At 70.9% G+C, this 21822-nt stretch carries 22 protein-coding genes; 12 read left to right on the top strand and 10 right to left on the bottom strand.

The features are described 5' to 3' along the window. The first annotated feature begins 94 nt into the window (after nucleotides 1–94). From ACYUED_RS17610 to ACYUED_RS17625, 4 genes are all read left to right on the top strand, one after another. A complete protein-coding gene (locus ACYUED_RS17610) occupies nucleotides 95–601 on the top strand; it encodes a DUF6232 family protein (protein WP_491293224.1) in 507 nt (168 codons plus the stop codon). After that, entirely contained in the window at nucleotides 598–912 is a 315-nt protein-coding gene (locus ACYUED_RS17615) for a hypothetical protein (protein WP_491293225.1), read from the top strand. The genes ACYUED_RS17610 and ACYUED_RS17615 overlap by 4 nt, the downstream gene beginning before the upstream one ends. Before the next feature lie 165 nt (nucleotides 913–1077). Next, on the top strand, nucleotides 1078–2709 hold the full coding sequence (locus tag ACYUED_RS17620; RefSeq protein WP_491293226.1) for a penicillin-binding transpeptidase domain-containing protein: 1632 nt from the start codon (nucleotides 1078–1080) through the stop codon (nucleotides 2707–2709). A 93-nt stretch (nucleotides 2710–2802) separates the two neighbouring features. After that, complete coding sequence (locus tag ACYUED_RS17625; protein WP_491293227.1) at nucleotides 2803–4479, top strand: penicillin-binding transpeptidase domain-containing protein; 1677 nt, start codon at nucleotides 2803–2805, stop codon at nucleotides 4477–4479. 36 nt (nucleotides 4480–4515) lie between these two features. On the opposite strand, the gene ACYUED_RS17630 is transcribed toward ACYUED_RS17625, so the two are convergent. After that, on the bottom strand, nucleotides 4516–4863 hold the full coding sequence (locus tag ACYUED_RS17630; protein ID WP_491293228.1) for an SsgA family sporulation/cell division regulator: 348 nt from the start codon (nucleotides 4861–4863) through the stop codon (nucleotides 4516–4518). A 176-nt stretch (nucleotides 4864–5039) separates the two neighbouring features. On the opposite strand from ACYUED_RS17630, the gene ACYUED_RS17635 reads away from it, so the two are divergent. The 6 genes from ACYUED_RS17635 (at nucleotide 5040) to ACYUED_RS17660 (ending at nucleotide 9898) form a co-directional block, all read left to right on the top strand. Continuing rightward, nucleotides 5040–6095 (top strand): energy-coupling factor ABC transporter permease, encoded by a 1056-nt coding sequence (locus ACYUED_RS17635; RefSeq protein WP_491293229.1) that lies wholly within the window; start codon nucleotides 5040–5042, stop codon nucleotides 6093–6095. A gap of 1 nt (nucleotide 6096) precedes the next feature. Continuing rightward, a complete protein-coding gene (cbiQ, locus tag ACYUED_RS17640; protein ID WP_491293230.1) occupies nucleotides 6097–6858 on the top strand; it encodes a cobalt ECF transporter T component CbiQ in 762 nt (253 codons plus the stop codon). Continuing rightward, the gene (locus ACYUED_RS17645) at nucleotides 6846–7616 is read left to right on the top strand and encodes an energy-coupling factor ABC transporter ATP-binding protein (RefSeq protein ID WP_491293231.1); all 771 of its coding nucleotides are present in this window, start codon (nucleotides 6846–6848) and stop codon (nucleotides 7614–7616) included. The genes cbiQ and ACYUED_RS17645 overlap by 13 nt, the downstream gene beginning before the upstream one ends. Beyond that, nucleotides 7613–8071 carry a MarR family winged helix-turn-helix transcriptional regulator gene (locus ACYUED_RS17650; protein WP_491293232.1) on the top strand — a complete coding sequence of 153 codons (459 nt, stop codon included), beginning with the start codon at nucleotides 7613–7615 and terminating at the stop codon, nucleotides 8069–8071. Before ACYUED_RS17645 ends, ACYUED_RS17650 begins: the two co-directional genes overlap by 4 nt. A gap of 103 nt (nucleotides 8072–8174) precedes the next feature. Next, entirely contained in the window at nucleotides 8175–8621 is a 447-nt protein-coding gene (locus tag ACYUED_RS17655) for an organic hydroperoxide resistance protein (protein ID WP_491293233.1), read from the top strand. Between the two features lie 74 nt (nucleotides 8622–8695). Then, nucleotides 8696–9898 carry a serine hydrolase domain-containing protein gene (locus tag ACYUED_RS17660; protein WP_491293234.1) on the top strand — a complete coding sequence of 401 codons (1203 nt, stop codon included), beginning with the start codon at nucleotides 8696–8698 and terminating at the stop codon, nucleotides 9896–9898. Nucleotides 9899–9916: 18 nt separating this feature from the next. Here ACYUED_RS17660 and ACYUED_RS17665 read toward each other — a convergent pair whose 3' ends face one another. The 5 genes from ACYUED_RS17665 to ACYUED_RS17685 form a co-directional block, all read right to left on the bottom strand. Further along, nucleotides 9917–10192: a DUF1876 domain-containing protein gene (locus ACYUED_RS17665; protein WP_266515920.1), complete on the bottom strand. Its 276-nt coding sequence runs from the start codon at nucleotides 10190–10192 to the stop codon at nucleotides 9917–9919. Between the two features lie 131 nt (nucleotides 10193–10323). Next, nucleotides 10324–11169: an EamA family transporter gene (locus ACYUED_RS17670; protein ID WP_491293235.1), complete on the bottom strand. Its 846-nt coding sequence runs from the start codon at nucleotides 11167–11169 to the stop codon at nucleotides 10324–10326. Next, the gene (locus ACYUED_RS17675) at nucleotides 11166–11675 is read right to left on the bottom strand and encodes a YbaK/EbsC family protein (RefSeq protein ID WP_491293236.1); all 510 of its coding nucleotides are present in this window, start codon (nucleotides 11673–11675) and stop codon (nucleotides 11166–11168) included. The genes ACYUED_RS17670 and ACYUED_RS17675 overlap by 4 nt, the downstream gene beginning before the upstream one ends. Before the next feature lie 594 nt (nucleotides 11676–12269). Then, nucleotides 12270–12821 carry an isochorismatase family protein gene (locus ACYUED_RS17680; RefSeq protein ID WP_491293237.1) on the bottom strand — a complete coding sequence of 184 codons (552 nt, stop codon included), beginning with the start codon at nucleotides 12819–12821 and terminating at the stop codon, nucleotides 12270–12272. A 255-nt stretch (nucleotides 12822–13076) separates the two neighbouring features. Continuing rightward, nucleotides 13077–13682 carry a TetR/AcrR family transcriptional regulator gene (locus ACYUED_RS17685; RefSeq protein ID WP_491293238.1) on the bottom strand — a complete coding sequence of 202 codons (606 nt, stop codon included), beginning with the start codon at nucleotides 13680–13682 and terminating at the stop codon, nucleotides 13077–13079. A gap of 155 nt (nucleotides 13683–13837) precedes the next feature. On the opposite strand from ACYUED_RS17685, the gene ACYUED_RS17690 reads away from it, so the two are divergent. After that, on the top strand, nucleotides 13838–17116 hold the full coding sequence (locus ACYUED_RS17690; RefSeq protein ID WP_491293239.1) for a S41 family peptidase: 3279 nt from the start codon (nucleotides 13838–13840) through the stop codon (nucleotides 17114–17116). A gap of 154 nt (nucleotides 17117–17270) precedes the next feature. Here ACYUED_RS17690 and ACYUED_RS17695 read toward each other — a convergent pair whose 3' ends face one another. The 4 genes from ACYUED_RS17695 to ACYUED_RS17710 all read right to left on the bottom strand — a co-directional run bounded on the left by ACYUED_RS17695 (nucleotide 17271) and on the right by ACYUED_RS17710 (nucleotide 21012). After that, entirely contained in the window at nucleotides 17271–17564 is a 294-nt protein-coding gene (locus ACYUED_RS17695; protein ID WP_491293240.1) for a hypothetical protein, read from the bottom strand. A gap of 87 nt (nucleotides 17565–17651) precedes the next feature. Beyond that, the gene (locus ACYUED_RS17700; RefSeq protein ID WP_491293241.1) at nucleotides 17652–18536 is read right to left on the bottom strand and encodes an SDR family oxidoreductase; all 885 of its coding nucleotides are present in this window, start codon (nucleotides 18534–18536) and stop codon (nucleotides 17652–17654) included. Then, the gene (locus ACYUED_RS17705; protein ID WP_491293242.1) at nucleotides 18533–19459 is read right to left on the bottom strand and encodes an alpha/beta fold hydrolase; all 927 of its coding nucleotides are present in this window, start codon (nucleotides 19457–19459) and stop codon (nucleotides 18533–18535) included. The genes ACYUED_RS17700 and ACYUED_RS17705 overlap by 4 nt, the downstream gene beginning before the upstream one ends. Beyond that, nucleotides 19456–21012, bottom strand: a complete 1557-nt coding sequence (locus ACYUED_RS17710; protein WP_491293243.1) for a flavin-containing monooxygenase — start codon at nucleotides 21010–21012, stop codon at nucleotides 19456–19458. The genes ACYUED_RS17705 and ACYUED_RS17710 overlap by 4 nt, the downstream gene beginning before the upstream one ends. 170 nt (nucleotides 21013–21182) lie before the next feature. On the opposite strand from ACYUED_RS17710, the gene ACYUED_RS17715 reads away from it, so the two are divergent. Continuing rightward, nucleotides 21183–21812, top strand: a complete 630-nt coding sequence (locus ACYUED_RS17715; RefSeq protein ID WP_491294308.1) for a MerR family transcriptional regulator — start codon at nucleotides 21183–21185, stop codon at nucleotides 21810–21812. Nucleotides 21813–21822 lie beyond the last annotated feature (10 nt).

The following is a 21822-nucleotide window of genomic DNA, read 5'->3' on the forward strand; positions in this document are numbered from 1 at the left end:
GGTCAAAGACGCCACTTCATATCTTATGCAATTTGCACACCCAGAAATTCAATACCGCTTACTCCTCTTTCGGAAAAACAGGGGGGAGTGACGCATGTCGTATTCGCGCAACATCACCGACGTGCACGTCAGCAAGGGCGCTCTGTGGATCGGGTCCGACACCTATCCGCTGCGCAACATCGCGCGCACGTCGATGCGGGAACTGGTACCCAATCGCGCCGCGGCCCGGTCGAAGTTCATCAAGGGCGCGATCGTCCAGGCCGTCGTGCTGCTCTTCGGCCTCGGGCTCATGGGGGTGTCGGCGGTGGTCGGCATCGTGATCGTCCTCGTCGCGCTCGGCCTCGCGCTCCGCGGCTGGCTCGAACTGCAGAAGGTGCTGGCGGCACCGACGCTGTACGTCCTGCAGATCACCACGTCGGGAACTCCGCAGACCGCGCTGCCCAGCGACGACAAGAAGCTGATGGATCAGCTCTTCCACCAGCTCATGGAGGCGATGGACAACCCGGAGGTCCAGTTCCACTACCAGATGCCGACGTACAACATCAGCGGCGACAGCATCTACCAGTACGGCGACCACAACGTCGGAAAGGTGACCACGTGAGCGGCGACTCGGTGATGCAGTGGGGGGACGGCAACATCGGCATCATCAAGAACCAGGGCGCCGCGAGCCCGCAGGCCGCGCTGGAGCAGCTGATCGAGGCGGCCCTGGCACTGCGCGGACAGGTCCCCGCGGGTGACCGCCAGGCCCTCGACACCTCCGTCGAGGTGCTCCGCGACGGCGCGACGCAGGACCGGGGCCGGCTGCGCGGGGCGCCGGCCTCGATCGCCGGAATCGCCGCCCTGGTCGGCGACGTGGGTGCCCCCGTCGTGAGTGCGGTGAACAGCCTGGTGGAGGCGGCCGGTCTCCGGTGAGGCCTGCCGGCCGCTCTCCGGTGAGCCGCACCAATCGGGGAACTCACGCCCCATCCGGCACCTCCGCCGCGTAGTGTGCCCGTGCGGGATCCTTCTTGAACACGTTCAGAAAAGGGTTCGGAGGGGATCCCGCACACCACACAACGGGGTACGGGGAGGGGAACCATGGGCAGGGGGGTCAGAACCGCTGTCATCGGCAGCGTGTTCGCCGTGATGATCGGCGGTGCCGGCTACGGCGCCTTCAACATCGTGTCCGCACTGAACGGCGACGGCGGAGGCTCGGGGTCGAGCGGACCGGCGCCGGAGCGGACCGGGCCGCCCAGCAGCGGCGAGATCAAGCAGACGTCGGCGAAGTTCTTCACGGCCTGGGAGCGGGGGAAGCCGACCGAGGCGGCTTCGTACACGAACAACGACGCGGCGGCCGGTCCGCTGCTGACCGCCTACGGCCAGGACGCGCACATCACGGGCGTGAAGATCACGCCGGGCACCGCGAGCGGCGCCACCATCCCTTTCACGGTCAAGGCAACGGTGTCGTACGAGGGCAGATCCAAGCCCCTGACGTACAAGAGCGAGCTGACGGTGGTGCGGGGCAAAACCACCGGCCGGGCGCTGGTCGACTGGCAGCCGGCCGTCGTCCATCCCCAGCTGCAGAAGGGCGACACGCTGGTCACCGGTGAGTCGGCGAACCCCGAGATCGAGGCCGTGGACCGGGGCGGCGCCGTACTGACCAAGGAGAAGTACCCGTCGCTGGGCCCGATCCTGGACGAACTGCGCGCCAAGTACGGCGAGACCTCGGGCGGTACGCCCGGTGTGGAGCTGTCCATCCGGCACGAGGCCGAGGGCTCGGCCGACACGACGCTGCTCACCCTGGCCAAGGGCAAGCCGGGCAAGCTGCGGACCACGCTCAGCGCGAGTGCTCAGGCGGCGGCCGAGACGGCGGTCAAGAAGTACGCCGAGTCGTCCGTGGTGGCCGTCAAGCCGAGCACGGGTGAGGTGCTGGCGGTCGCCAACCACCGTGACGACGGCTTCAACGCGGCGTTCCTGGGCAAGCTGGCCCCCGGCTCCACGATGAAGATCATCAGCGCGGCCACGCTCATAGACAACGGCATCACCAGCATGAACGGCCCGGCTCCCTGCCCGAACGAGGCGGTGTGGCAGAGCCAGACCTTCCACAACCTGGGGGACATGAAGCCGAACGAGAAGGCCACCCTCTCCGAGAGCTTCGCCCGCTCCTGCAACACGGCGTTCGTGAAGTACGCGGACGAGGTGAAGGTGGACTCCCTCACGAACGAGGCGGAGAACCGCTTCGGACTCGGCCGGGACAACTGGAAGACCGGCATCCCGTCCTTCGACGGCTCGGTCCCGGCCTCCGGCGGCCCGGACACGGCGGCGAACATGATCGGCCAGGGCCAGGTGCAGCTGAGCCCGCTGAACATGGCGTCGGTGACGGCGACCGCGATGACGGGCGGCTTCCGCCAGCCGGTCATCGTCTCGCCGAAGCTCGACGACCGCGAACTCGCCACCGCCCAGGGGCTGCCCGCGGGTACGGTCGCCCAGCTGCGGGCGATGATGAACCGCACCGCCACCAGCGGCACGGCAGCCGGCGTGATGGCGGGCCTGAGCGGCACCGTCGGCGCGAAGACCGGTTCCGCCGAGGTCGACGGACAGTCCAAGTCCAACAGCTGGTTCACGGGTTACCGCAATGACATCGCCGCCGCGGCCATGACCCAGGACGGCGGCCACGGCATCGACGCGGCCGGCCCGATTGTCGCAGCTGTGCTACGGAGTGGCGGCTGAAGTCACCCGTACAGGAAGGGACTCTAGGCTGTTGGCGTCGTTGGGATGGTTGGGGGCAACGGGGACCCTGGGAACTGCGGAGGATCGGGAGCAGTGGGCAACAGAAGGCGCGTCGCCGAGCGACGGAAGACCAAACCCGCCGTGGTCGGCGGGATGATCGCCGTGGTGATCGGCGGCGCCGGCTTCGGCGCCTACGCGCTGTACGGCAGCGGGGCGGCGGCCGACGACCGGAGCTCGACGTCGTCCGCGGGCGCCGACCACAAGGACATCAAGACCGGTCCGCTGTCCGCGACCGAGGTGAAGACGGCGGCGCAGGGCTTCCTGGCGGCCTGGCAGCAGGGCAAGGTGACGAAGGCGGCCGCCGCCACGAACGACTCGGCGGCGGCCACCGCCCTGCTGACCGGCTACACCAAGGACGCCCACATCACGGGCGTCACACTCACCGAGGGCACCCGCACCGGCGACAAGGTCCCCTTCTCCGTCAAGGGCACGGTGTCGTACAAGAGCACCAAGAAGCCGCTCGCGTACGAGAGTTCGCTGACGGTCGTGCGCAGCAGGACGGACGGCAAGCCGTACGTCGACTGGCACGCCTCCGTCGTGCACCCCGACCTGAGGGACGGCGACACCCTGGTCACCGGCGAGTCCGGGACGCCCCCGGTCAAGGCGTACGACCGCGACGGCGGCGAGCTGACGACCGCCAAGTACCCGTCGCTGGGCCCGGTCCTGGACGGGCTGCGGGAGAAGTACGGCAAGATCGCCGGCGGCAAGGCGGGCATCGAACTGCGCGTGCTGCGCGGCAAGGCCTCCGAGAAGGCCAAGTACTCCGACAAGACGCTGCTGGCCCTGAGCAAGGGCACTCCCGGCTCGGTGAAGACGACGCTGAGCCCGACGCTGCAGGCGGCCGCCGAGCAGCAGGTGGCCAAGCAGGCGAAGGCGTCCGCGGTCGTGATGCGCCCCTCGACCGGCGAGATCCTGGCCGTCGCCAACACCTCCCACGGCTTCAACGTCGCCTTCCAGGGTTCCCTGGCGCCGGGCTCCACGATGAAGATCGTGACGTCGACGATGCTCTTCGAGAAGGACCTCGTCCACCCCGACGAGTCGCACCCGTGCCCCAAGAAGTACAAGCTCGCCGGCTGGACGTTCCACAACGACGACGACTCGGAGATCAAGAAGGGCACGTTCAAGCTGGCCTTCGGGGCCTCCTGCAACAACGCCTTCATCAACTTCGCGCCGAAGCTGTCCAACAGCGACCTGACGCAGGAGGCCCAGCAGGTCTACGGCCTCGGCATGAACAACTGGGCCATCGGTGTCCCGACCTTCGACGGCGCGGTCCCCGTGCAGAGCGGCGCGCAGATGGGCGCCTCCCTGATCGGGCAGGGCGGTGTGCGCATGAACCCGCTGAACATGGCGTCGGTGGCGTCCACCGTGGAGTCGGGCACCTTCCACCAGCCGTACCTGGTCGCCCCGAGCGTGGACCACCGCACGCTGGCGAAGGCCTCGCGCACGATGTCGTCGCAGACGCAGGCCGAGCTGAAGGAGGTCATGCAGTACACGGCCGGGTACGGCACGGCGTCCAAGGCGATGGCGGGCCTCGGCCCGAACTACGGCGCGAAGACGGGTTCGGCGGAGGTCGACGGCCAGAAGAAGCCCAACGGCTGGTTCACGGCGTTCCGCGGCGACCTCGTGGCCGCGGGCGTGGTCCAGGCGGGCGGGCACGGCGGCGACACGGCGGGTCCGATCGTGGCTGCGCTGCTGAGGATGGGCGGCTGAGCCGAGTACGGCGGCCGATCAGTGGCCGACGGCCGATCAGCGGCTGACGGGCGCGGCCGCCATGTAGGTGCGGCGCAGGAACCGCAGCAGGGACTTGGTCTCGAACTGCACGACCGAGACGCCCTGCGCCGAATGGAACTCGACCACGGCCTGCACCCGCCCGCACGGCCACACGCGGACCTCTCCGCTGCCGGCCGGGGCGCGCAGGCCCTGCTCCAGGAGCGAGCGCGAGAAGGTCCACTCACGGGTCCCGGGGAGTCCGACCCGCACCGAGCGCGGGTCGGCGTCGGGGTCGTAGCGCAGGACGACGGGGATCGTCTCGTCCTCGGGGATGGCGGCGTCCGTGACGATGTGGGCTCGTGCGTACTGTTCGACTAGGGACATCGTGACGGCCCTCTCACGCTGCGTGATCTATGTGGAAGCTGTGTGCTCACCCCTCCCTAATGTCCCATATTTTCCGAATCACGCCCCTTGACGTAGGACAACTCACCCGCGCCGGGATCTGTGCACGAGACCCTCGCTGTTGCAAGGAGTTCGCAACAAGCCACTATCATCGAACGGTGCATGTGCCCGACGGATTCATCAACGCTCCCCTCTCCGCCGCGACCGGTGTCGCCGCCGCGGGTGCCCTCGCCGTGAGTCTGCGCGGCGCGCGCCGCGAGCTCGACGAGCGCACGGCTCCGCTGGCCGGCCTCGTGGCGGCGTTCATCTTCGCCGTGCAGATGCTGAACTTCCCCGTCGCGGCGGGGACCAGCGGCCATCTGCTGGGCGGCGCGCTCGCGGCGATCCTCGTCGGCCCCTTCACCGGGGTTCTGTGCGTGTCCGTCGTCCTGCTCATGCAGGGCATCCTCTTCGCGGACGGCGGCCTGACCGCGCTCGGCGTGAACATCACCGACATGGCGATCGTCACGACGGTCGTCGGATACGCCGTCTTCCGCGGCCTGGTGAAGGTGCTGCCCCGCAGGCGGCGCTCGATCACCGCCGCCTCCTTCGTCGCCGCGCTCCTGTCCGTGCCGGCCGCCGCCTGCGCCTTCACCCTCATCTACGCGATCGGCGGCACCACCGACATCGCCATCGGCAAGGTCGCCACCGCCATGATCGGTGTGCACGTCCTGATCGGCGTCGGCGAGGCGGTCATCACGGCGCTGACCGTCGGCGCGGTCGTCGCCGTACGTCCGGATCTCGTGTACGGCGCGCGCGGCCTGGAGCAGAAGCTCAAGCTGCGCGTGGACGGCGCACTCGTCGATGTACCCGCCGCGCCCGCGAGCTCCGCGCCCGTCGCGGCGCGCACCTCCCGCCGAGGGCTGTGGATCACGGGCCTGGTCACCTCCCTCGTCCTCGCCGGGTTCGTCAGCTTCTACGCCTCGGCCGACCCCGACGGCCTGGAGAAGGTCGCCCACGACAAGGGCATCGACAGCAGGACCGGGAAGCACGCGTCGTCCGACTCCCCGCTCGCCGGCTACGGCGTCAGGGACGTCTCCGACGCCCGGCTGTCCGGCGGCCTCGCGGGCGTGATCGGCGTGGGTGTGACCGTCGTCGCGGGCAGCGCGGTGTTCTGGGCGGTGCGTCGGCGTCGTACCGCCGACGTGTCTCCCACCAGCACGGGCGCCGTCTGACGTGGGCGCCGGGCACGCGCACAAGCTCTACCGGCACGGGCACTCACCCGTGCACGCCCTGCCGCCGCACACCAAGCTGGCGGCGGCGTTCGCGTTCGTGGTGGTCGTGGTGTCGACGCCGCGGGAGGCGATGTGGGCCTTCGGCCTGTACGCCGTGCTGCTCTCGGTGGTCGCGTACCACGCGCGCGTGCCCGCCGGTTTCCTGCTGAAGCGACTGCTGATCGAGGTGCCGTTCGTCGCGTTCGCGGTGCTGATGCCGTTCGTGGCGGAGGGCGGGCGGGTGGACGTCCTGGGCCTGTCGCTGAGCGTGAACGGCCTGTGGGGCGCGTGGAACGTGCTCGCCAAGGGCACGCTGGGCGTCGCCGCGTCGGTGCTGCTCGCCTCCACCACGGAACTGCGCGAACTCCTGCTGGGACTGCAGCGGTTGAAGCTCCCGCCGCTGCTCGTGCAGATCGCGTCCTTCATGATCCGCTACGGCGACGTCATCACGGACGAGATGCGGCGGATGCGGATCGCCCGGGAGTCGCGGGGCTTCGAGGCGCGGGGCGTGCGGCACTGGGGCGTGCTGGCGAAGTCGGCCGGCGCCCTGTTCATCCGCTCCTACGAGCGCGGGGAGCGCGTGCACCTGGCCATGGTCAGCCGTGGTTACGCCGGTTCGATGCCGGTGATCGACGAGGTGACCGCGTCCCGGGCGCAGTGGTCGTACGCTCTCGCACTCCCCTGTGCCGCCCTCGTCGTCTGCCTGCTGGGATGGACCCTGTGACTACTGACCGTGCTGCTTCCCTGGAGGTCTCGGGCCTCGCCTTCGCCTACCCCGACGGCCACCAGGCCCTGTTCGGCGTGGACTTCTCCCTCGCGCGGGGCGAGCGGGTCGCGCTGCTCGGGCCGAACGGCGCCGGCAAGACCACCCTCGTGCTCCACCTCAACGGCATCCTGACCGGCGGCGCGGGCTCAGTACACGTCGCCGGACTGCCCGTGGGCAAGCAGCACATGGCCGAGATCCGGCGCCGGGTCGGCATCGTCTTCCAGGACCCGGACGACCAGCTGTTCATGCCGACGGTCCGCGAGGACGTGGCGTTCGGCCCTGCCGCGGCCGGGCTGAAGGGCCCGGAGCTGGAGGAGCGGGTCGACCGGGCGCTGGCCCGGGTGGGCATGGCGGAGTTCAAGGACCGGCCCCCGCACCACCTCTCCTTCGGGCAGCGGCGTCGGGTGGCCGTGGCGACGGTGCTCGCGATGGAGCCGGAGATCCTCGTGCTGGACGAGCCCTCCTCCAACCTCGACCCGGCCTCCCGTCGCGAACTGGCCGACATCCTGCGCTCGTTGGACGTCACCGTCCTCATGGTCACCCACGACCTGCCGTACGCCCTTGAGCTGTGCCCCCGCTCCATGATCCTCAGCGAGGGCGTGATCGCGGCGGACGGCAGGACGGCCGAACTGCTGGCCGACGAGGACCTGATGCGCGCCCACCGCCTGGAGCTGCCCTTCGGTTTCGACCCGCGGTCCGTGACAATGGGCGCGTGACGAACGAGGACCATACGGCGGCCTCACTGCTGCTCGATGATCAGTTGTGCTTCGCGCTGTACGCGGCCCAGCGCGCGGTGACGTCCTCCTACCGCCCGCTCCTCGACGAACTCGGCCTCACCTACCCGCAGTACCTGGTCCTGCTCGTCCTGTGGGAGCGCGGCGAGAGCACCGTCAAGGAACTGGCTGCGGCGCTGCGGCTCGACTACGGCACGCTGTCGCCGCTGCTGAAGCGGCTGGAGTCGGCGGGGCTGGTGCGCCGGGAGCGCGCGGCGCACGACGAGCGCTCGGTGCTCGTCGCGTGCACGGCGCGCGGGGCGGAACTGCGGGAGCGCGCGGCGTGCGTCCCGGGGGCACTGCTCGCGGCGACCGGCCTCGACGCACCGGAGGTCGCGCGTCTGCGCGAGGAGCTGTGGCGGCTGGCGGCGCGGGCCGAAGCGGCGGCGAACCGCTGATCTCGCGTTACCCGCGGTTGCCACCCCCTGGTAACGGCTGCATACCTACCGGCCAGTACCTTGTGCACGATGTATTTGCGCGCACTCGTTCTGGGGGGCAGCCATGAGTGACGACACCACCGCCGACACCCGGCCGACGAAAATCATGTACGTCGCCGAGGCGACCGCACATGGCGGCCGGGACGGCTACGTCACCAGCCAGGACGGCCAGGTCGAGCTGAAGGTCGCGATGCCCACGGCCCTCGGCGGCGACGGGAACGGCACCAACCCGGAGCAGCTCTTCGCCGCCGGGTACAGCTCCTGCTTCCACAACGCGCTGGTGCTGGTCGGCCGCCGTTCCGGCTTCGACCTCACCGGCTCCACCGTCGCCGCGAAGGTCGGCATCGGCCCGAACAGGCAGCGTGGCTACGGCCTCGCGGTCGCCCTCAACGTCTCGCTGCCCGTGCTGGACGCCGATGTCGCGGCGAAGCTCGTGGACGCGGCGCACGAGGTGTGCCCGTACTCGAACGCGACGCGCGGCAACATCGACGTAACGATCCTGTTGGGCTAGCGACACCGGGGAATCGCAGGCTGTGCAGGGGCGTTGCCCCCACAGTCACAGGTGGGCCGGAAGGAAGTACGGGCGTGGACGTGAACGGTGCGGTGGCCGAGGGCTTCGAGCCGGTCAGGGAAGCGTTCGTGCGGAACTTCGAGGTGCTCGGAGACCGGGGCGCGGCCGTCGCCGTCTACCGGGACGGGCACAAGGTCGCCGACCTGTGGGGTGGCACGAAGAACGTAGACAGTGCCGTCGGTGCCGTCGGTGCCGTCGGTGCCGTCGATGCCGTGGATGCCGAGCCGTGGCAGCAGGGCACTGCGCAGATCGTGCGCTCGGCGACCAAGGGCGTCGCCGCCGCCGTACTCCTGCTGCTGTGCCAGCGCGGGGAGCTGGACCTGGACGCGCCCGTCGGCGATCACTGGCCGGAGTTCAAGGCGGCGGGCAAGGAGCGGACGCGGGTGTGGCACCTGCTCGCGCACCGGGCGGGCGTGCCCGTGCTGGACCGTCCGCTGACGCCCGCCCAGGCCGCGGACCCCGCTCTGGGAGCCGAGGCCGTCGCCGCGCAGGCGCCGGTGTGGGAGCCGGGCACGGACCACGGGTACCACGCGCAGACGTACAGCTGGCTGACGGGCGAGCTGGTGCGGCGGGTCACCGGGCGGGACATCGGCGAGTGGATCGCGGACGAGATCGCGGGCCGGGTCGGCGCGGACCTGTGGCTCGGGCTGCCGCAGTCCGAGGTCTCACGCGTGGGCCGGGTGGCACAGGTCGAGCCCCCTGCCGACCCGGGCGGCCTGAAGACGCGCCCCAAGCGCGCGGTCGCCGACGCCTACGCGGACCGGACCTCCCTCACCCGCCGCGCCTTCGCCGCGATCACCCCCCTGCCCGACGAGAACGACCCCGCCTACCGCGCCGCCGCCCTCCCCGCCTCCAACGGCATCGCGACGGCGGAGGGGCTGGCACGCTTCTACGCCTCGCTGATCGGCGAAGTGGACGGCGGGACACGCCTGTTCACGCCGGAGACGATGGAGCTGGCACGCGGCGAACGCAGTGCGGGAGCGGACCGGGTGCTCGTGGTGAACACCCGGTTCGGCCTCGGCTACATGCTGCACGGAACGGCGTCCCCGCTCCTCGCGCCCACCTCCTTCGGCCACCCCGGCCGCGGCGGCGCCCTCGGCTTCGCCGACCCCGAATCCGGCATCGCCTTCGGCTATGTGACGAACGGCTTCAGGAAGAGCGTGACGGCGGATCCGCGGGCGCAGGCGCTGGTACGGGCGGTACGCCGGTCCCTCTAGACGACCTCCGGACGGCCTCTAGACGTTGATCGAGTGCGAGGTCCGCCCGGACGCCGAGTCGATCTCGCCGTGCGCCTTGGCGAGCATCTGCATGGCGAGCTCGTTCAGCGCCCGCGCGCCGGCGATCTCCTCACCCACCCTCGGCTGACGTGCGTCGGTGTGGTGGCGGCTCGCGTGACCGTGGGCCCGTACCTCGGTCCCGTCGGGCAGCCGCACCATCGCGACCGCCCGCGTGTGCGTCTCGTCCTCCTGGAACTCCAGCTCGACATGCCATCCCACTGCGGTGTGCATCATGACGATCACCTCCGGAAGACCTGCTTCCAGAGTGCTCCTCGGCGCGGCCGCACGCACCACTGCCGGCCCGCCCATCCGCCCTGCGGCTATCTGTCCTGCGGCTCTCGGTCCTCCTGACGGCCGCGCGACCGCTACCCGGCGTGCAGCATCAGCCCGATGCCGACCACCAGCAGCCCGGCCGCCGCGATCCGCGGCGCCCCGAACCGCTCCTTGAAGAAGACGGCACCGATCGCCGCGCCCACGATGATCGACGACTCGCGCAGGGCGGCGATCGGTGCGAGTTCCGCCTTCGTCTGGGCCCACAGGACGAGGCCGTACGCGAGCACCGACAGGGCCGCGCCGAGCAGGCCGAGGGTGGCGAACGGCCGTAGGGCGGCGAGGAGTTCACCCCGCATGCGGGTGAGGGCGTACGCCGGGATCGCCACGCCCTCGACGGCCATCAGCCAGGCGATGTAGCCGAGGGAGGAGCCGGACGCCCGTACTCCCAGTCCGTCCACGACCGTGTAGCCGGCGATGGTCAGGCCGGTGGCGAGTGCGGCGCCGATCGCGGCCCAGTTCGGCCGGCGTCCCCGCAGCCCCCACAGGGCCACGCCGGTCAGCCCCGCGCAGGACACGGCGATCCCCGTGGCCGCCCAGCCGTCCGGCGCCTCGTGGGCGAAGACCGCGGCGAGGAGCGTGACCACCAGGGGCGCGGTACCGCGTGCGATCGGGTACGCCTGCCCGAAGTCACCGAGCCGGAAGGACCGCATGAGCAGGACGTAGTACGCGACGTGGATGACGGCCGAGAAGCCGAGATACGGCCAGGCGCCGGGCGCCGGGAACGGCACGAACGGCACCATGAGCAGCCCGATGAGCATGCCGCCGCCGGCGATCAGCGTGAAGCCGACCAGCTTGTCGGTGATCCGGTGGGCGATCGCGTTCCAGCTGGCGTGCGTGACCGCGGCGAACAGGACCGCGGCGGCGACCAGCGGCGTCACGGGGTGCGCTCGCGCACGTCCACGAGGGCGGCACCGGCGTGGGCGACAAGGTCCTTGGGCTCCATGGGGAACACCGCGTGCGGATTGCCGGCCGCGGCCCACACCACGCCGTGATCGAGCAGCGAACGGTCCGCCAGCACCCGGGTCTTCGTGCGGTGCCCGAAGGGCGGTACGCCGCCGATGGCGTACCCGGTCGTCTCCCGCACGACATCCGCCTTGGCCCGTGTCACCTTCTCGGCGCCGAGTTCCGCACGGACCCGCTCCAGGTCCACCCGCGAGGCCCCGTCCATCAGCACCAGCACCGGCACTCCGTCCGCCGCGAAGATCAGCGACTTGCAGATCTCGCTCAGCTCGCAGCCGATCGCGGCGGCGGCCTCCGCGGCGGTCCGTGTCGCGTCCGGGAAGCGGCGGATGCGGCCGAGCAGTTCGCCGAGTCCCAGCTCGCGCAGGGCGGCGGCGAAACGGGGGTTGGCTCCGGAGGTGTCGGTGACATCGGGGGTCGTCATGCACGGCACGCTAGCGGTACGTGTAGGAGGCAGGCGACTGCGTCAACCGCGGATGCAACGGAGCACCGGTTCCAGAGAACCGACGATCAGGCCGGCACCGGCTCCTCTCAGCAGCTTCGCCTTGCTTTCGTCGCGGGCATAGCCGAGGAAGCGCACGCCTGCCTGCTGGGCGGCGAGGAAGTCCGAGGGGCCTGCGGGATGGCTGCCTGCAGCTCCTCGGCGCGGTCGGCCAGAGACGCGGACTGTCTTGCCCTGCTGCTGATTTGCCGAGCGCCATGCCCATCGAGCTCCACGGTCTCGACCCGCACGACGGGCGTACCGGGCGCCGGTTCCTCAGGCACGCGTGATGTGGTCGACAAAACGGGTCCATGGTGTCGGGGCGATGGTGAGGTGGGGACACCCTCCGCATCGAGGTGACGGACACCCGAGCCGACCTCCTCCCCTGCCTCGCACAGGGCGGCCCGGACGCCGAATCGGGCCGGGGTCTGGTGCTGGTGGACGCCCTCGCGGACCGGTGGGGCGCGGCGGCGGGGCCGTATCCGCGGAAAACGGTATGGGCGGAGCTGAGTGTGGCCGCCGCGAAACCCCTGTCGGTCAGGAGAACGCCACGTCCTTCGCCGCCACCACCCCGGCCGTCCGCCCCGGCGCCGACTGGTACCGCCAGTAAAGGTTGGTGTGGGCGATGACCTGGTCCGGTGCCGGGGCGCCCCACTCGCTGTTGTCGTTCGTCGTGTGCGCGTCGCCGACCAGCGTCACGTCGTAGCCGCGGGCGAAGGCGCCGTGGATCGTGGAGCGGATGCAGGCGTCCGTCTCCGCGCCGGTGACGACCAGGTGTCCGGCTCCGGCGTCGGCCAGGACCGCCTCCAGGTCGGTGTCCTCGAAGGAGTCGCCGTAGGTCTTGTGCACCAGCGGTTCCGACTCGAGGCGGGTCAGCTCCGGGACGTACCGCCAGGCGTCGCTTCCCTTCTCCAGGTGCTCGTCGGAGTGCTGGACCCAGACGACCGGGGCCCCCTCCGCGCGAGCCCTGTCGACGAGCGCCGCGATGGTGGCGACGACGGCGTCACGCTCGTGCGCGGACGCCACGACGCCCTGCTGGACGTCGATCACCAGCAGGGCGGCATTGGGTCGTGCGGGCAGTGTGGTCATGACGGGCAGGCTAGGCCCCGCCACTGACAACCGCCTAGGCCCGCCTGCGCGGCCCCGCGACGCGCCCGCCCGCCGCCCCCAGGGACGCCAGGCCCGTCATCGCGGAGGCGAGGATGCCCTCGCCGGCCCGCGCCTTGAACACCACGCGCGCGGTCGGGGTCGGAGCAGGGGTGATCAGCCCGGCGGGGAGGCAGGGGTGACCGTCCCGACGACTTGAGCGGTGACGTCAGGTGGTGGGGTGGGATCGGGGGTCGATCAGGTGGTGGGCGCGCCGAGGGCGGGGAGGACCACGGCGTCGATGTACGAGATGAGGAAGTCCTGCGTCGGCGGCAGCTCGTCGAGCATCGTGCGGGCGGCGAACCCGCCGAGCATCATGTGCATCATGTAGTCGATCGCCGGGTTGTCCGCGCGGACCTCACCCCGGTCGACCGCCCGCTGCACGACTCGACGGAACTCCGCCATCTCCGGCTCGACGAGATGTGCCTTGAACGCCTTGAGGAGATCCGGGTTGCCGTGCACGGCCATGGCCAGACCCCGCATCAGCGCGGAGTTCTGCTCCATCTCGCAGTCGTCCGAACGCATCGTGAGGGCGTGCAGGTCGCCCTGGAGCGACCCGGTGTCGATGTCACTGAGCCCGAGGCCGCCCGGCTTGTTGTGCCGCACCGCCTTGGCCACCAGCTCGGCCTTGCCGCCCCACTGGCGGTAGAGGGTCGCCTTGCTGGACTTGGTGCGGGCGGCCACGGCGTCCATGGTGAGGGCGTCGTAGCCGACTTCCCTGAGCAGGTCGAGCACGGCCTCGTACAGCTCGGCCTCGCGCTCGGGTGTGATCCGACTGCGACGCGCCGTTGCGACCTCAGTCATGCCACTCACCTTCCGGCTCGGGATGCGTCCTTCTCGTATGTCCATGAAGATACCCCGCATGCAAACGAAACGAAACCGTTTCGTACGTGTGGTCGCTCACGTGTGTGAAGGACTCATAAGTTGCTCGGCCCCATTCACCGGAAAAGCATGGGGAGGTGAGCTATCTGCGCCTGCCGCACCTGAGCGGCGACCTCTTGTGCTTCGTGGCCGAGGACGACCTCTGGCTGACCCCCCTCGACGGCCCGGGACGCGCCTGGCGCCTGACCGTCGACCGTACGAAGGTCGGCCACCCCCGCTTCTCGCCCGACGGCACCAGGATCGCGTACACGAGCTGGCGGAGTCTGGTCCCCGAGATCCATGTGGTGCCGGTGGACGGCGGACCCGAGCGGCAGCTCACCTACTGGGGCTCGGCCGACACCCAGGTCTGCGGCTGGGACCCGGGCGGCACCATCCTCGCCGTCGCCTCCCACGGCGAGCCCTTCTCCTATTTCACCTGGGCCTACAAGGTGTCCCCCGACGGCGACGCCGGGCGCAAGCTGCCCTGGGGCCCGGTCTCCGACATCCAGGTCGCCGAGATCGACGGCGAGCGCAGGACCCTCCTCCTCACCGGCACCCCGCCGCACGAGCCCGCCGCCTGGAAGCGCTACCGGGGCGGGGCGACGGGCAGGCTGTGGCTGCACGGCGAGCGGCTGCTGCCCGACCTCGAAGGCCACCTCCACTCCCCCATGTTCGTCGGCGGCCGGATCGCCTTCCTGTCCGACCACGAGGGCATCGGCAACCTCTACTCCTGCGCCCACGACGGCTCCGGCCTGCGCCGCCACACCGACCACGACGCCTTCTACGCCCGGCACGCCGCGAGCGACGGCACCCGGGTGGTGTACCAGTGCGCCGGCGACCTGTGGATCGTCGACGACCTCGCCGCCGACTCCGCACCGCGCCGCCTGGACGTACGGCTGAGCGGGCCGCGCGCGGGCCGCCGCAGCTACCAGGTCCCGGCCGCCCAGCACGTGGACGGCATCTCGGTGGACGAGACGGGCCGCGCGAGCGCCGTCGTCGTACGCGGCAGCCTGTACTGGCTCACCCACCGCGACGGCCCGGCCCGCACGATCACCGACACCCCGGGGGTACGGGTCCGGCTCCCGGAGATGCTCGGCTCGGCCGGCCAGGTCGCGTACGTGACGGACGCGGAGGGCGAGGACGCGATCGAGATCGCCTACCTCCCGCGGGCCACCGGCGACCGCGAGCCCCGGCGTCTGGCCTCCGGCGGGCTGGGCCGCGTCCTGGAGCTGGTCTCCGACCCGAAGGGCGAGCGCCTCGCCATCGCCTCGCACGACGGACGGCTGCTGCTCATCACCGTGTCCGACGATGCGGCTGCCGCCGCGGGCACCGAGGACTCGGGCGGCGAGATGACCGAGCTGATCCACTCGGTCAACGGGCCGGTACGGGACCTCGCCTTCTCGCCGGACGGGACGTGGCTGACGTGGTCGCACCCGGGGATCGGCAGGTCGCTGAGGCAGATCAAGATGGCCCGGATCTCCGCAACCGGCACGGGGGACCATCTGATCGTCGACGTCACCAACGGCCGCTTCGAGGACGAGAACCCGGTGTTCACGAGAGACGGCCGCTACCTGGCGTTCCTGTCCTGGCGCGGCTTCGACCCGGTGTACGACGTCCACACCGGGGACCTGTCCTTCCCACTCGGCTGCCGCCCCTATCTGGTGCCGTTGAGTTCGGCCACCCTCTCCCCCTTCGCGCTGAACCCCGAAGGACGGCCGGCCGCCGGGGGCCTGGACCCGGTGGAGGACGAGGAGGGCGGCGACGGCGCGGTCACGGTCGAGATCGAGGGGCTGGAGAGCCGGGTCACCCCTTTCCCGGTCCCCGCCTCCAAGTACTCGGCGCTGTTTCCGGTGGCGGGCGGCGGGCTGGTCTGGCTGCGCTGGCCGATCTCGGGGGCGCTCGGTGAGACGTTCGCCAATCCGGACGACACCACCGGCCGCCCGACCCTCGAACACTTCAACATCAGCAAGGCGAAGAAGTCCGAACTCGTCGAGCACCTGGACTGGTTCGCGATCAGCGGCGACGGAAGCCGGCTGGTCGTGGTCGACGAGGGCGACCTGCGCGCCGTCCCCGCGAGCGAGTCCGGAGACGGCGACACGACGGTCTGGATCGACCTGCGCCGGATCCTGCACGAGGTCTGCCCGGCCGCCGAGTGGCGCCAGTCGTACGAGGAGGCCGGCCGTCTCATCCGCGCGTACTTCTGGGACCCGGGGATGTGCGGCATCGACTGGGACGCGGTGCTCGACCAGTACCGCCCGCTGCTCGAACGGGTCGCGTCCCCGGACGAGTTCGCCGACCTCCTGCGCGAAGTCCTGGGCGAGCTGGGCACGTCCCACGCCTACGTCACCGCCGCACGACGCAACGAGGGCCCACCGCACTACCAGCGTCCGCAGGGTCTGCTCGGCGCCAACCTCGTACACAGGGACGAGGGTTGGGTGGTCAAGCGGATCCTCCCGGGCGAATCCTCGGACTCGAAGGCGCGCTCACCGCTGGCGGGCACGGGGATCCGGGAGGGGGCCGTGCTGACCCACGTCGACGGGCGCCCGGTGGACCCGGCGAGGGGCCCGTACCCGCTCCTGGCCGGTTCGGGAGGCACCACGGTGGAGCTGACGTTCACGCCGGCCCAGGGCGAGGCGGGCCGCGCGCGCCGGGTGGCGGTCGTCCCGCTGATCGACGAGCGCCCGCTGCGCTACCAGGACTGGGTGGCCAAACGCCGGGCCGTCGTACGGGAGTTGAGCGGCGGCCGGTGCGGCTATCTGCACATCCCGGACATGGGCGGCTCGGGCTGGGCCCAGTTCAACCGGGACCTGCGGCTGGAGGTGTCGAGGCCCGCCCTGATCGTCGACGTACGCGGCAACGCGGGCGGCCACATCAGCGAACTCGTCGTGGAGAAGCTGACCCGCACGATCCTGGGCTGGGACCTGACCCGCAACGCCCAGCCGGTGTCGTACGCCTCGAACGCGCCGAGAGGTCCGGTGGTGGCGTTGGCGGACGAGGCGACGTCCTCCGACGGCGACATGATCACCGCGGCCATCAAGCTCCTCGGGCTCGGTCCCGTCATCGGCCAGCGCACCTGGGGCGGAGTCGTCGGCATGACCGGCCGCCACCGGCTCGGCGACGGCACGGTCATCACGGTCCCGATGAACGCGGCCTGGTTCGACGCGTACGGCTGGGGCGTCGAGAACCGCGGCGTGACACCCGACCTGGAAATCCTCCGCACCCCGCTGGACTGGGCGGAGGGCCGCCACGCCCAACTCGACGACGCGGTCCAACTGGCCGTGGAACTACTGGAGTCGAACCCCCCGGCAACACCCCCGGACTACGACAACGTCCCCGACCGGTCCCGTCCAAAGCTGCCACCCCGCACAACGCCCTGAAGGGGCGCGGGGCCGTATCGATGTGCGGCTGCCGCCGCGCGAGCGCGACCAGCCACCCACAACCCGCACCCGACAACGCACCCCGAATCGGAACACCAGAAGTGGGGCGCCCCAGAAACCCAGGGCACCCCACTCTCATCGGCTCAGGCCGGTGCTACATGTCGTAGTCCGGGTCGAGCCGGTCCTGCTCCTCGCGCCGCATCCGCTCCGTCTCCTCGTCACGCATGCGCTCCTGCCCCGGCCGGCCAGGCTCCTGGCCCTGTCGGCCATGCTCCTGACCCTGTCGGCCGCGCTCCTGACCCTGTCGGCCGCGCTCCTGACCCGACCGGCCAGGCTCCTGGCTCTGCCGGCCACGCTCCTGACCCTGCTCACGCGCCTGCTGGGCCTTCTGCTTGGCCTGCTGCTGCCACTGCTCCGACTTGTCCTGGAACTGGTCCTTCATACCCATGTGGGTTCACTCCCGTGGTGGGTGAGGGGAAGGCCCTTGATCGGGCCTCGACCAGATTCACACGGGCGGACACAGTGCGCATTTCGATCAACTACGGTGCGTAGCGCGGGACTCCTCGTCCGCCGCCCCACCTGCACCGACGAGCCCCGATCGCATGCCCTGAAGCCGCGTCCCGAACCGCTTCATCTCCCGCTGGCCCACCGTCCCGATCAAGCCCGGCAGATATCCCCGCACGCCCTGCATCCCGCGCAGCCACCACTGCCCGTACACATGGCTCGACCGCCGCTCGATCCCGGCGACGAGCCGGTCCACGGCGGGCCCCAGCGGATACGTCTTGTTGGACGGCCACGGCAGCCGCTGCCGCAGCTCCCGCATGACCTCGTCCTGATCGGCGCCCCGCACCATGTCCGTGTCGGTCCATGACAGGTAACCGACCCCGACCCGCACGCCCTTGTGGCCGACCTCGGCCCGCAGGCTGTGCGCGTAGGCCTCCACACCGGACTTGGAGGCGCAGTACGCGGTCATCATGGGCGCCGGGGTGATCGCGGCGAGCGACGCGATCTGCAGCAGATAGCCGCGGCTCTCCATGAGCACCGGCAAGAACGCCCGCGCCGTGACCGCCGACCCGATCAGGTTGACCTCGATCACCCGCCGCCACGCCTCCGGATCGGAGTCGACGAAGGGACCGCCGGTCGCGACACCCGCGTTCGCGACCACCAGGTCGACCTTCCCGAACCGCTCCTTGACCTCGCGCGCCACCCGCGCCATCGCCTCATGGTCCGTCACATCGGCGTACCAGTGGGCGCTGTCGCCGTGCAGCCGCTCGGAGACCTGCCCCAGGGCGTCCGGCTCCAGCCCGACCAGCGCCACCTTGGCTCCGCGCGCGGACAGTTTGCGGGCGAGCAGCTCCCCCACACCGCGCGCGGCACCGGTGACGACCGCGACCTGCCCGTCCAGACCCACCCTGCTCATGCGCCCTCCTTGATGGTTGCGTACGTCGTCACGAGGTCCCGGATCCGGCCCGTGACCAGCTCCGGCGCCTCCACCGGCGTCATGTGGCCGAGCCCGGGCAGTTCGGTGCTGCCCACGCAGTTCGGCAGCGCGTCGACCAGCGCACGCGCCTGCACGGGCGGCGTGAGACGGTCGGCGGTCCCGACGACGACGAACGTCGGCACCCTCAACTCCCGCACGCCATGGTCGAGATCGAGCAGATGGAGCACCTTCGACCAGGTGTGCCGCACCTTGCGGGGACACGCGTGCACGATCCGCGCGCACGCCTCCACCATGTGCGGCGCCGAACCCGGCCCCATCGTCCCGTACTTGAGGATCCGCCGGGCGAGGGGCGTGACCGGCCCGAGCGGTGCCCGCGCCCCGAGGATGTGCCTGGTCAGCCAGGTCCGCAGCCGACCGGGCCGGAGGGGGACGACCGTCGACTCGGCGACCAGCCGCGAGGAACCCGTGCTGCACAGCAGGACGGCGGCCGCGTGCTCCCGGAAGACGGCTCTCCCGGACGCCGCCAGCACCGTCATGCCGCCCATGGAATGGCCGACGACCACGGCCTTCTCTCCCGGCGCCAGAGTCGCTTCCAGTACGGCTTCGAGATCGTCCGCGAGGGCCTCCGTACTGCACACCGGGCTCGCCGGACTGCGTCCGTGGCCGCGCTGGTCGTAGGCGATGACGCGATGGTCGGCCGCGAGGTCCCGTATCTGCGCGGCCCAGAAGGCGGTGGAGCAGGTCCAGCCGTGGGCGAGGACGACCGCGGGCGCGGCGCCGTTTTCGACGGGTCCGTGCAGCTCGACGTGCAGACGGGCACCGTCGGCCGATTCGGCGACGAGCTCACGGGCGGGGGCGGGCGGGGCATACGGCCCGGAGGAAACACTCATGAGCCGGCTCACGCGTCCACCCCCACGCTCTTCGCGCTCTCCCCGCTGTCCCCGCCGCCGCTGTTCCCGTTGTCGCCGCTGTCCCCGCTCTTGGCCGGAGCGCGCAGGAGTTCGTACTCCGTGAGATCCACCCGCCGGGTGGCCCGCCGGAACTCGGTCGTCGTACCGGGCCAGATGGTGGTGTTACGACCGCTCGCGTCGAGATACCAGCTGGTGCAGCCGCCGGTGTTCCACACCGTCCGCTTCATGCGCTCCTGCACCCGCCGGTTCCAGGCGGCGACGGCACCGGGCCGGGCGTCGAGGGCCGCACGTCCCCCGAGAACCCCCAACTGCCGTACGAAATCCGCCATGTAGTTGAGCTGCGACTCGATCATCAGGATCATCGAGGAGTTCCCGAGCCCGGTGTTGGGCCCGATGATGGTCATCCAGTTGGGGAACCCGGCCGCGGAGGCGCCGCGCAGGGCCTCCATCCCGCCCTTCCAGGACTCGGCAAGGGTCCTGCCGTCGGCGCCCACGACCCGGTCGGCGATCGGCATGTCGGTGACATGGAACCCCGTACCGAAGATGATCGCGTCGACCTCGGCCTCGCTCCCGTCGGCGGCGACGACGGTCGAACCGCGGATCTCGCTCAACCCGCTCGCCACGACGTCCACGTTCGGACGGGCGAGCGCCGGATAGTACGCACTGCTCAGCAGGATCCGCTTGCAGCCGATGCGGTAGTCGGGGGTGAGCTTGGCGCGCAGGGCCGGGTCCTTGATGGCCCGCGCCATGTTCCGCTTGGCCAACTGCTCGATGAAACCCAGCTCGTCGGGATGCTTGGTGAACGCCTGGACCTGCAACTCCCGCATCCCCCACAGCAGTCCGCGCCGGACCTGCGCGGTGAAGGGCAACGCACGGTGCAGCGCCCGCTCCGCACCGCTGATGGCGCGGTCGACGCGGGGCATGACCCAGGGCGGGGTGCGCTGGAAGAGGGTCAGCCGGGCGACGTCCGGCTGGATGCTGGGCACGATCTGGATGGCGGAGGCGCCGGTCCCCACCATCGCGACGCGCTTGCCGCGCAGGTCGTGGTCGTGGTCCCAGCGGGCGGAGTGGAAGACCTTGCCGGGGAAGGAGTCGAGCCCCGGAATCTCGGGGATCCTGGGATCGGAGAGCGGCCCGGTGGCGGAGACGACGATGTCCGCGGACAGCCGCCCGCCGCTGGTCTCGATCTCCCACCTCAGCTGCTCGCTGTCCCAGGTCATCATCCTCACTTCGGAGTTGAAGCGAAGGTGCGGCCGGAGGTGGAAGACGTCCGTGACGTGCTCCAGATAGGCCCGGATGTGCTGCTGCCCCGAGAAGGTGCGCGGCCAGTCGGGATTGGGCGCGAAGGAGAACGAGTACAGATGGGACGGCACATCGCAGGCACACCCCGGATAGCTGTTGTCCCGCCAGGTCCCGCCGACGCTGTCGGCCCGCTCCAGCACGACGAAGTCGGTGATCCCCTCGCGCCGCAGCCGCACGGCTGCCCCAAGGCCGCCGAACCCGGACCCGATCACCGCCACGCGTACATGTTCGTGCTCGGCCATCCCGTAGCCTCCACGCCTCACTCTTCGGACTCTGCCAGTGAACACTGGCGCAATGGGGAGCGTAGAGCAGCTCCGTACCGATGGGTAGGGGTAGGAGGGAATGAAAGTTACCGGCGGTACAACATAGGCTGCGTCACGTGGCAGGGGACGACGGACGACGCGAGTACCGCATGGAGGAGCTGGCCGGGCTGGCCGGCATCACGGTGCGCACCCTGCGCTTCTACCGCGAACGCAAGCTGATCCCGCCGCCCCGCCGCGAGGGCCGCATCGCCTGGTACGACGATCACCACCTGGCCCGCCTGCGCACGATCGCGGCGCTCCTGGAACGCGGCCACACCCTCACCGGCATCGCGGAACTGGCGGAGGCCCTCGACCACGGCCGCGACATGGCCGCCGTGCTCGGCGTCACTCCCACCGAGGAGGAGCCCGTCCGCCTCACCCCCGAGGAACTCGCCGCCCGCTTCGAGGGCGAGGTCACCCCGGACAACCTCGCGGCCGCGATGGACCTCGGCTACCTCGGCACCGACGGCGACGAGATCGTCCACATCAGCCGCCGCCTCCTGGACGTCTCCTCGGCCCTGGTCCGCGAGGGAATCCCCCTCGCGGAGGTCCTCAAGGCAGGCGCCCGCGTCCGCGAACACGCCGACGCCCTGGCGGAGATGTTCGCCGAACTGGTCCTGGACCACGCCCACGAGGACGACCTCCAACGCCTGCGCCCCCTGGCCCGGAGCGTGGTGGAGGCGGAGCTTTCGCTGGCGCTGGATCGGCGGCTGCGGAAGCGGGACCTGGGCACGGACTGACGGAACGGCT

The sequence above is a fragment of the Streptomyces sp. DF42 genome (genome assembly GCF_058267695.1).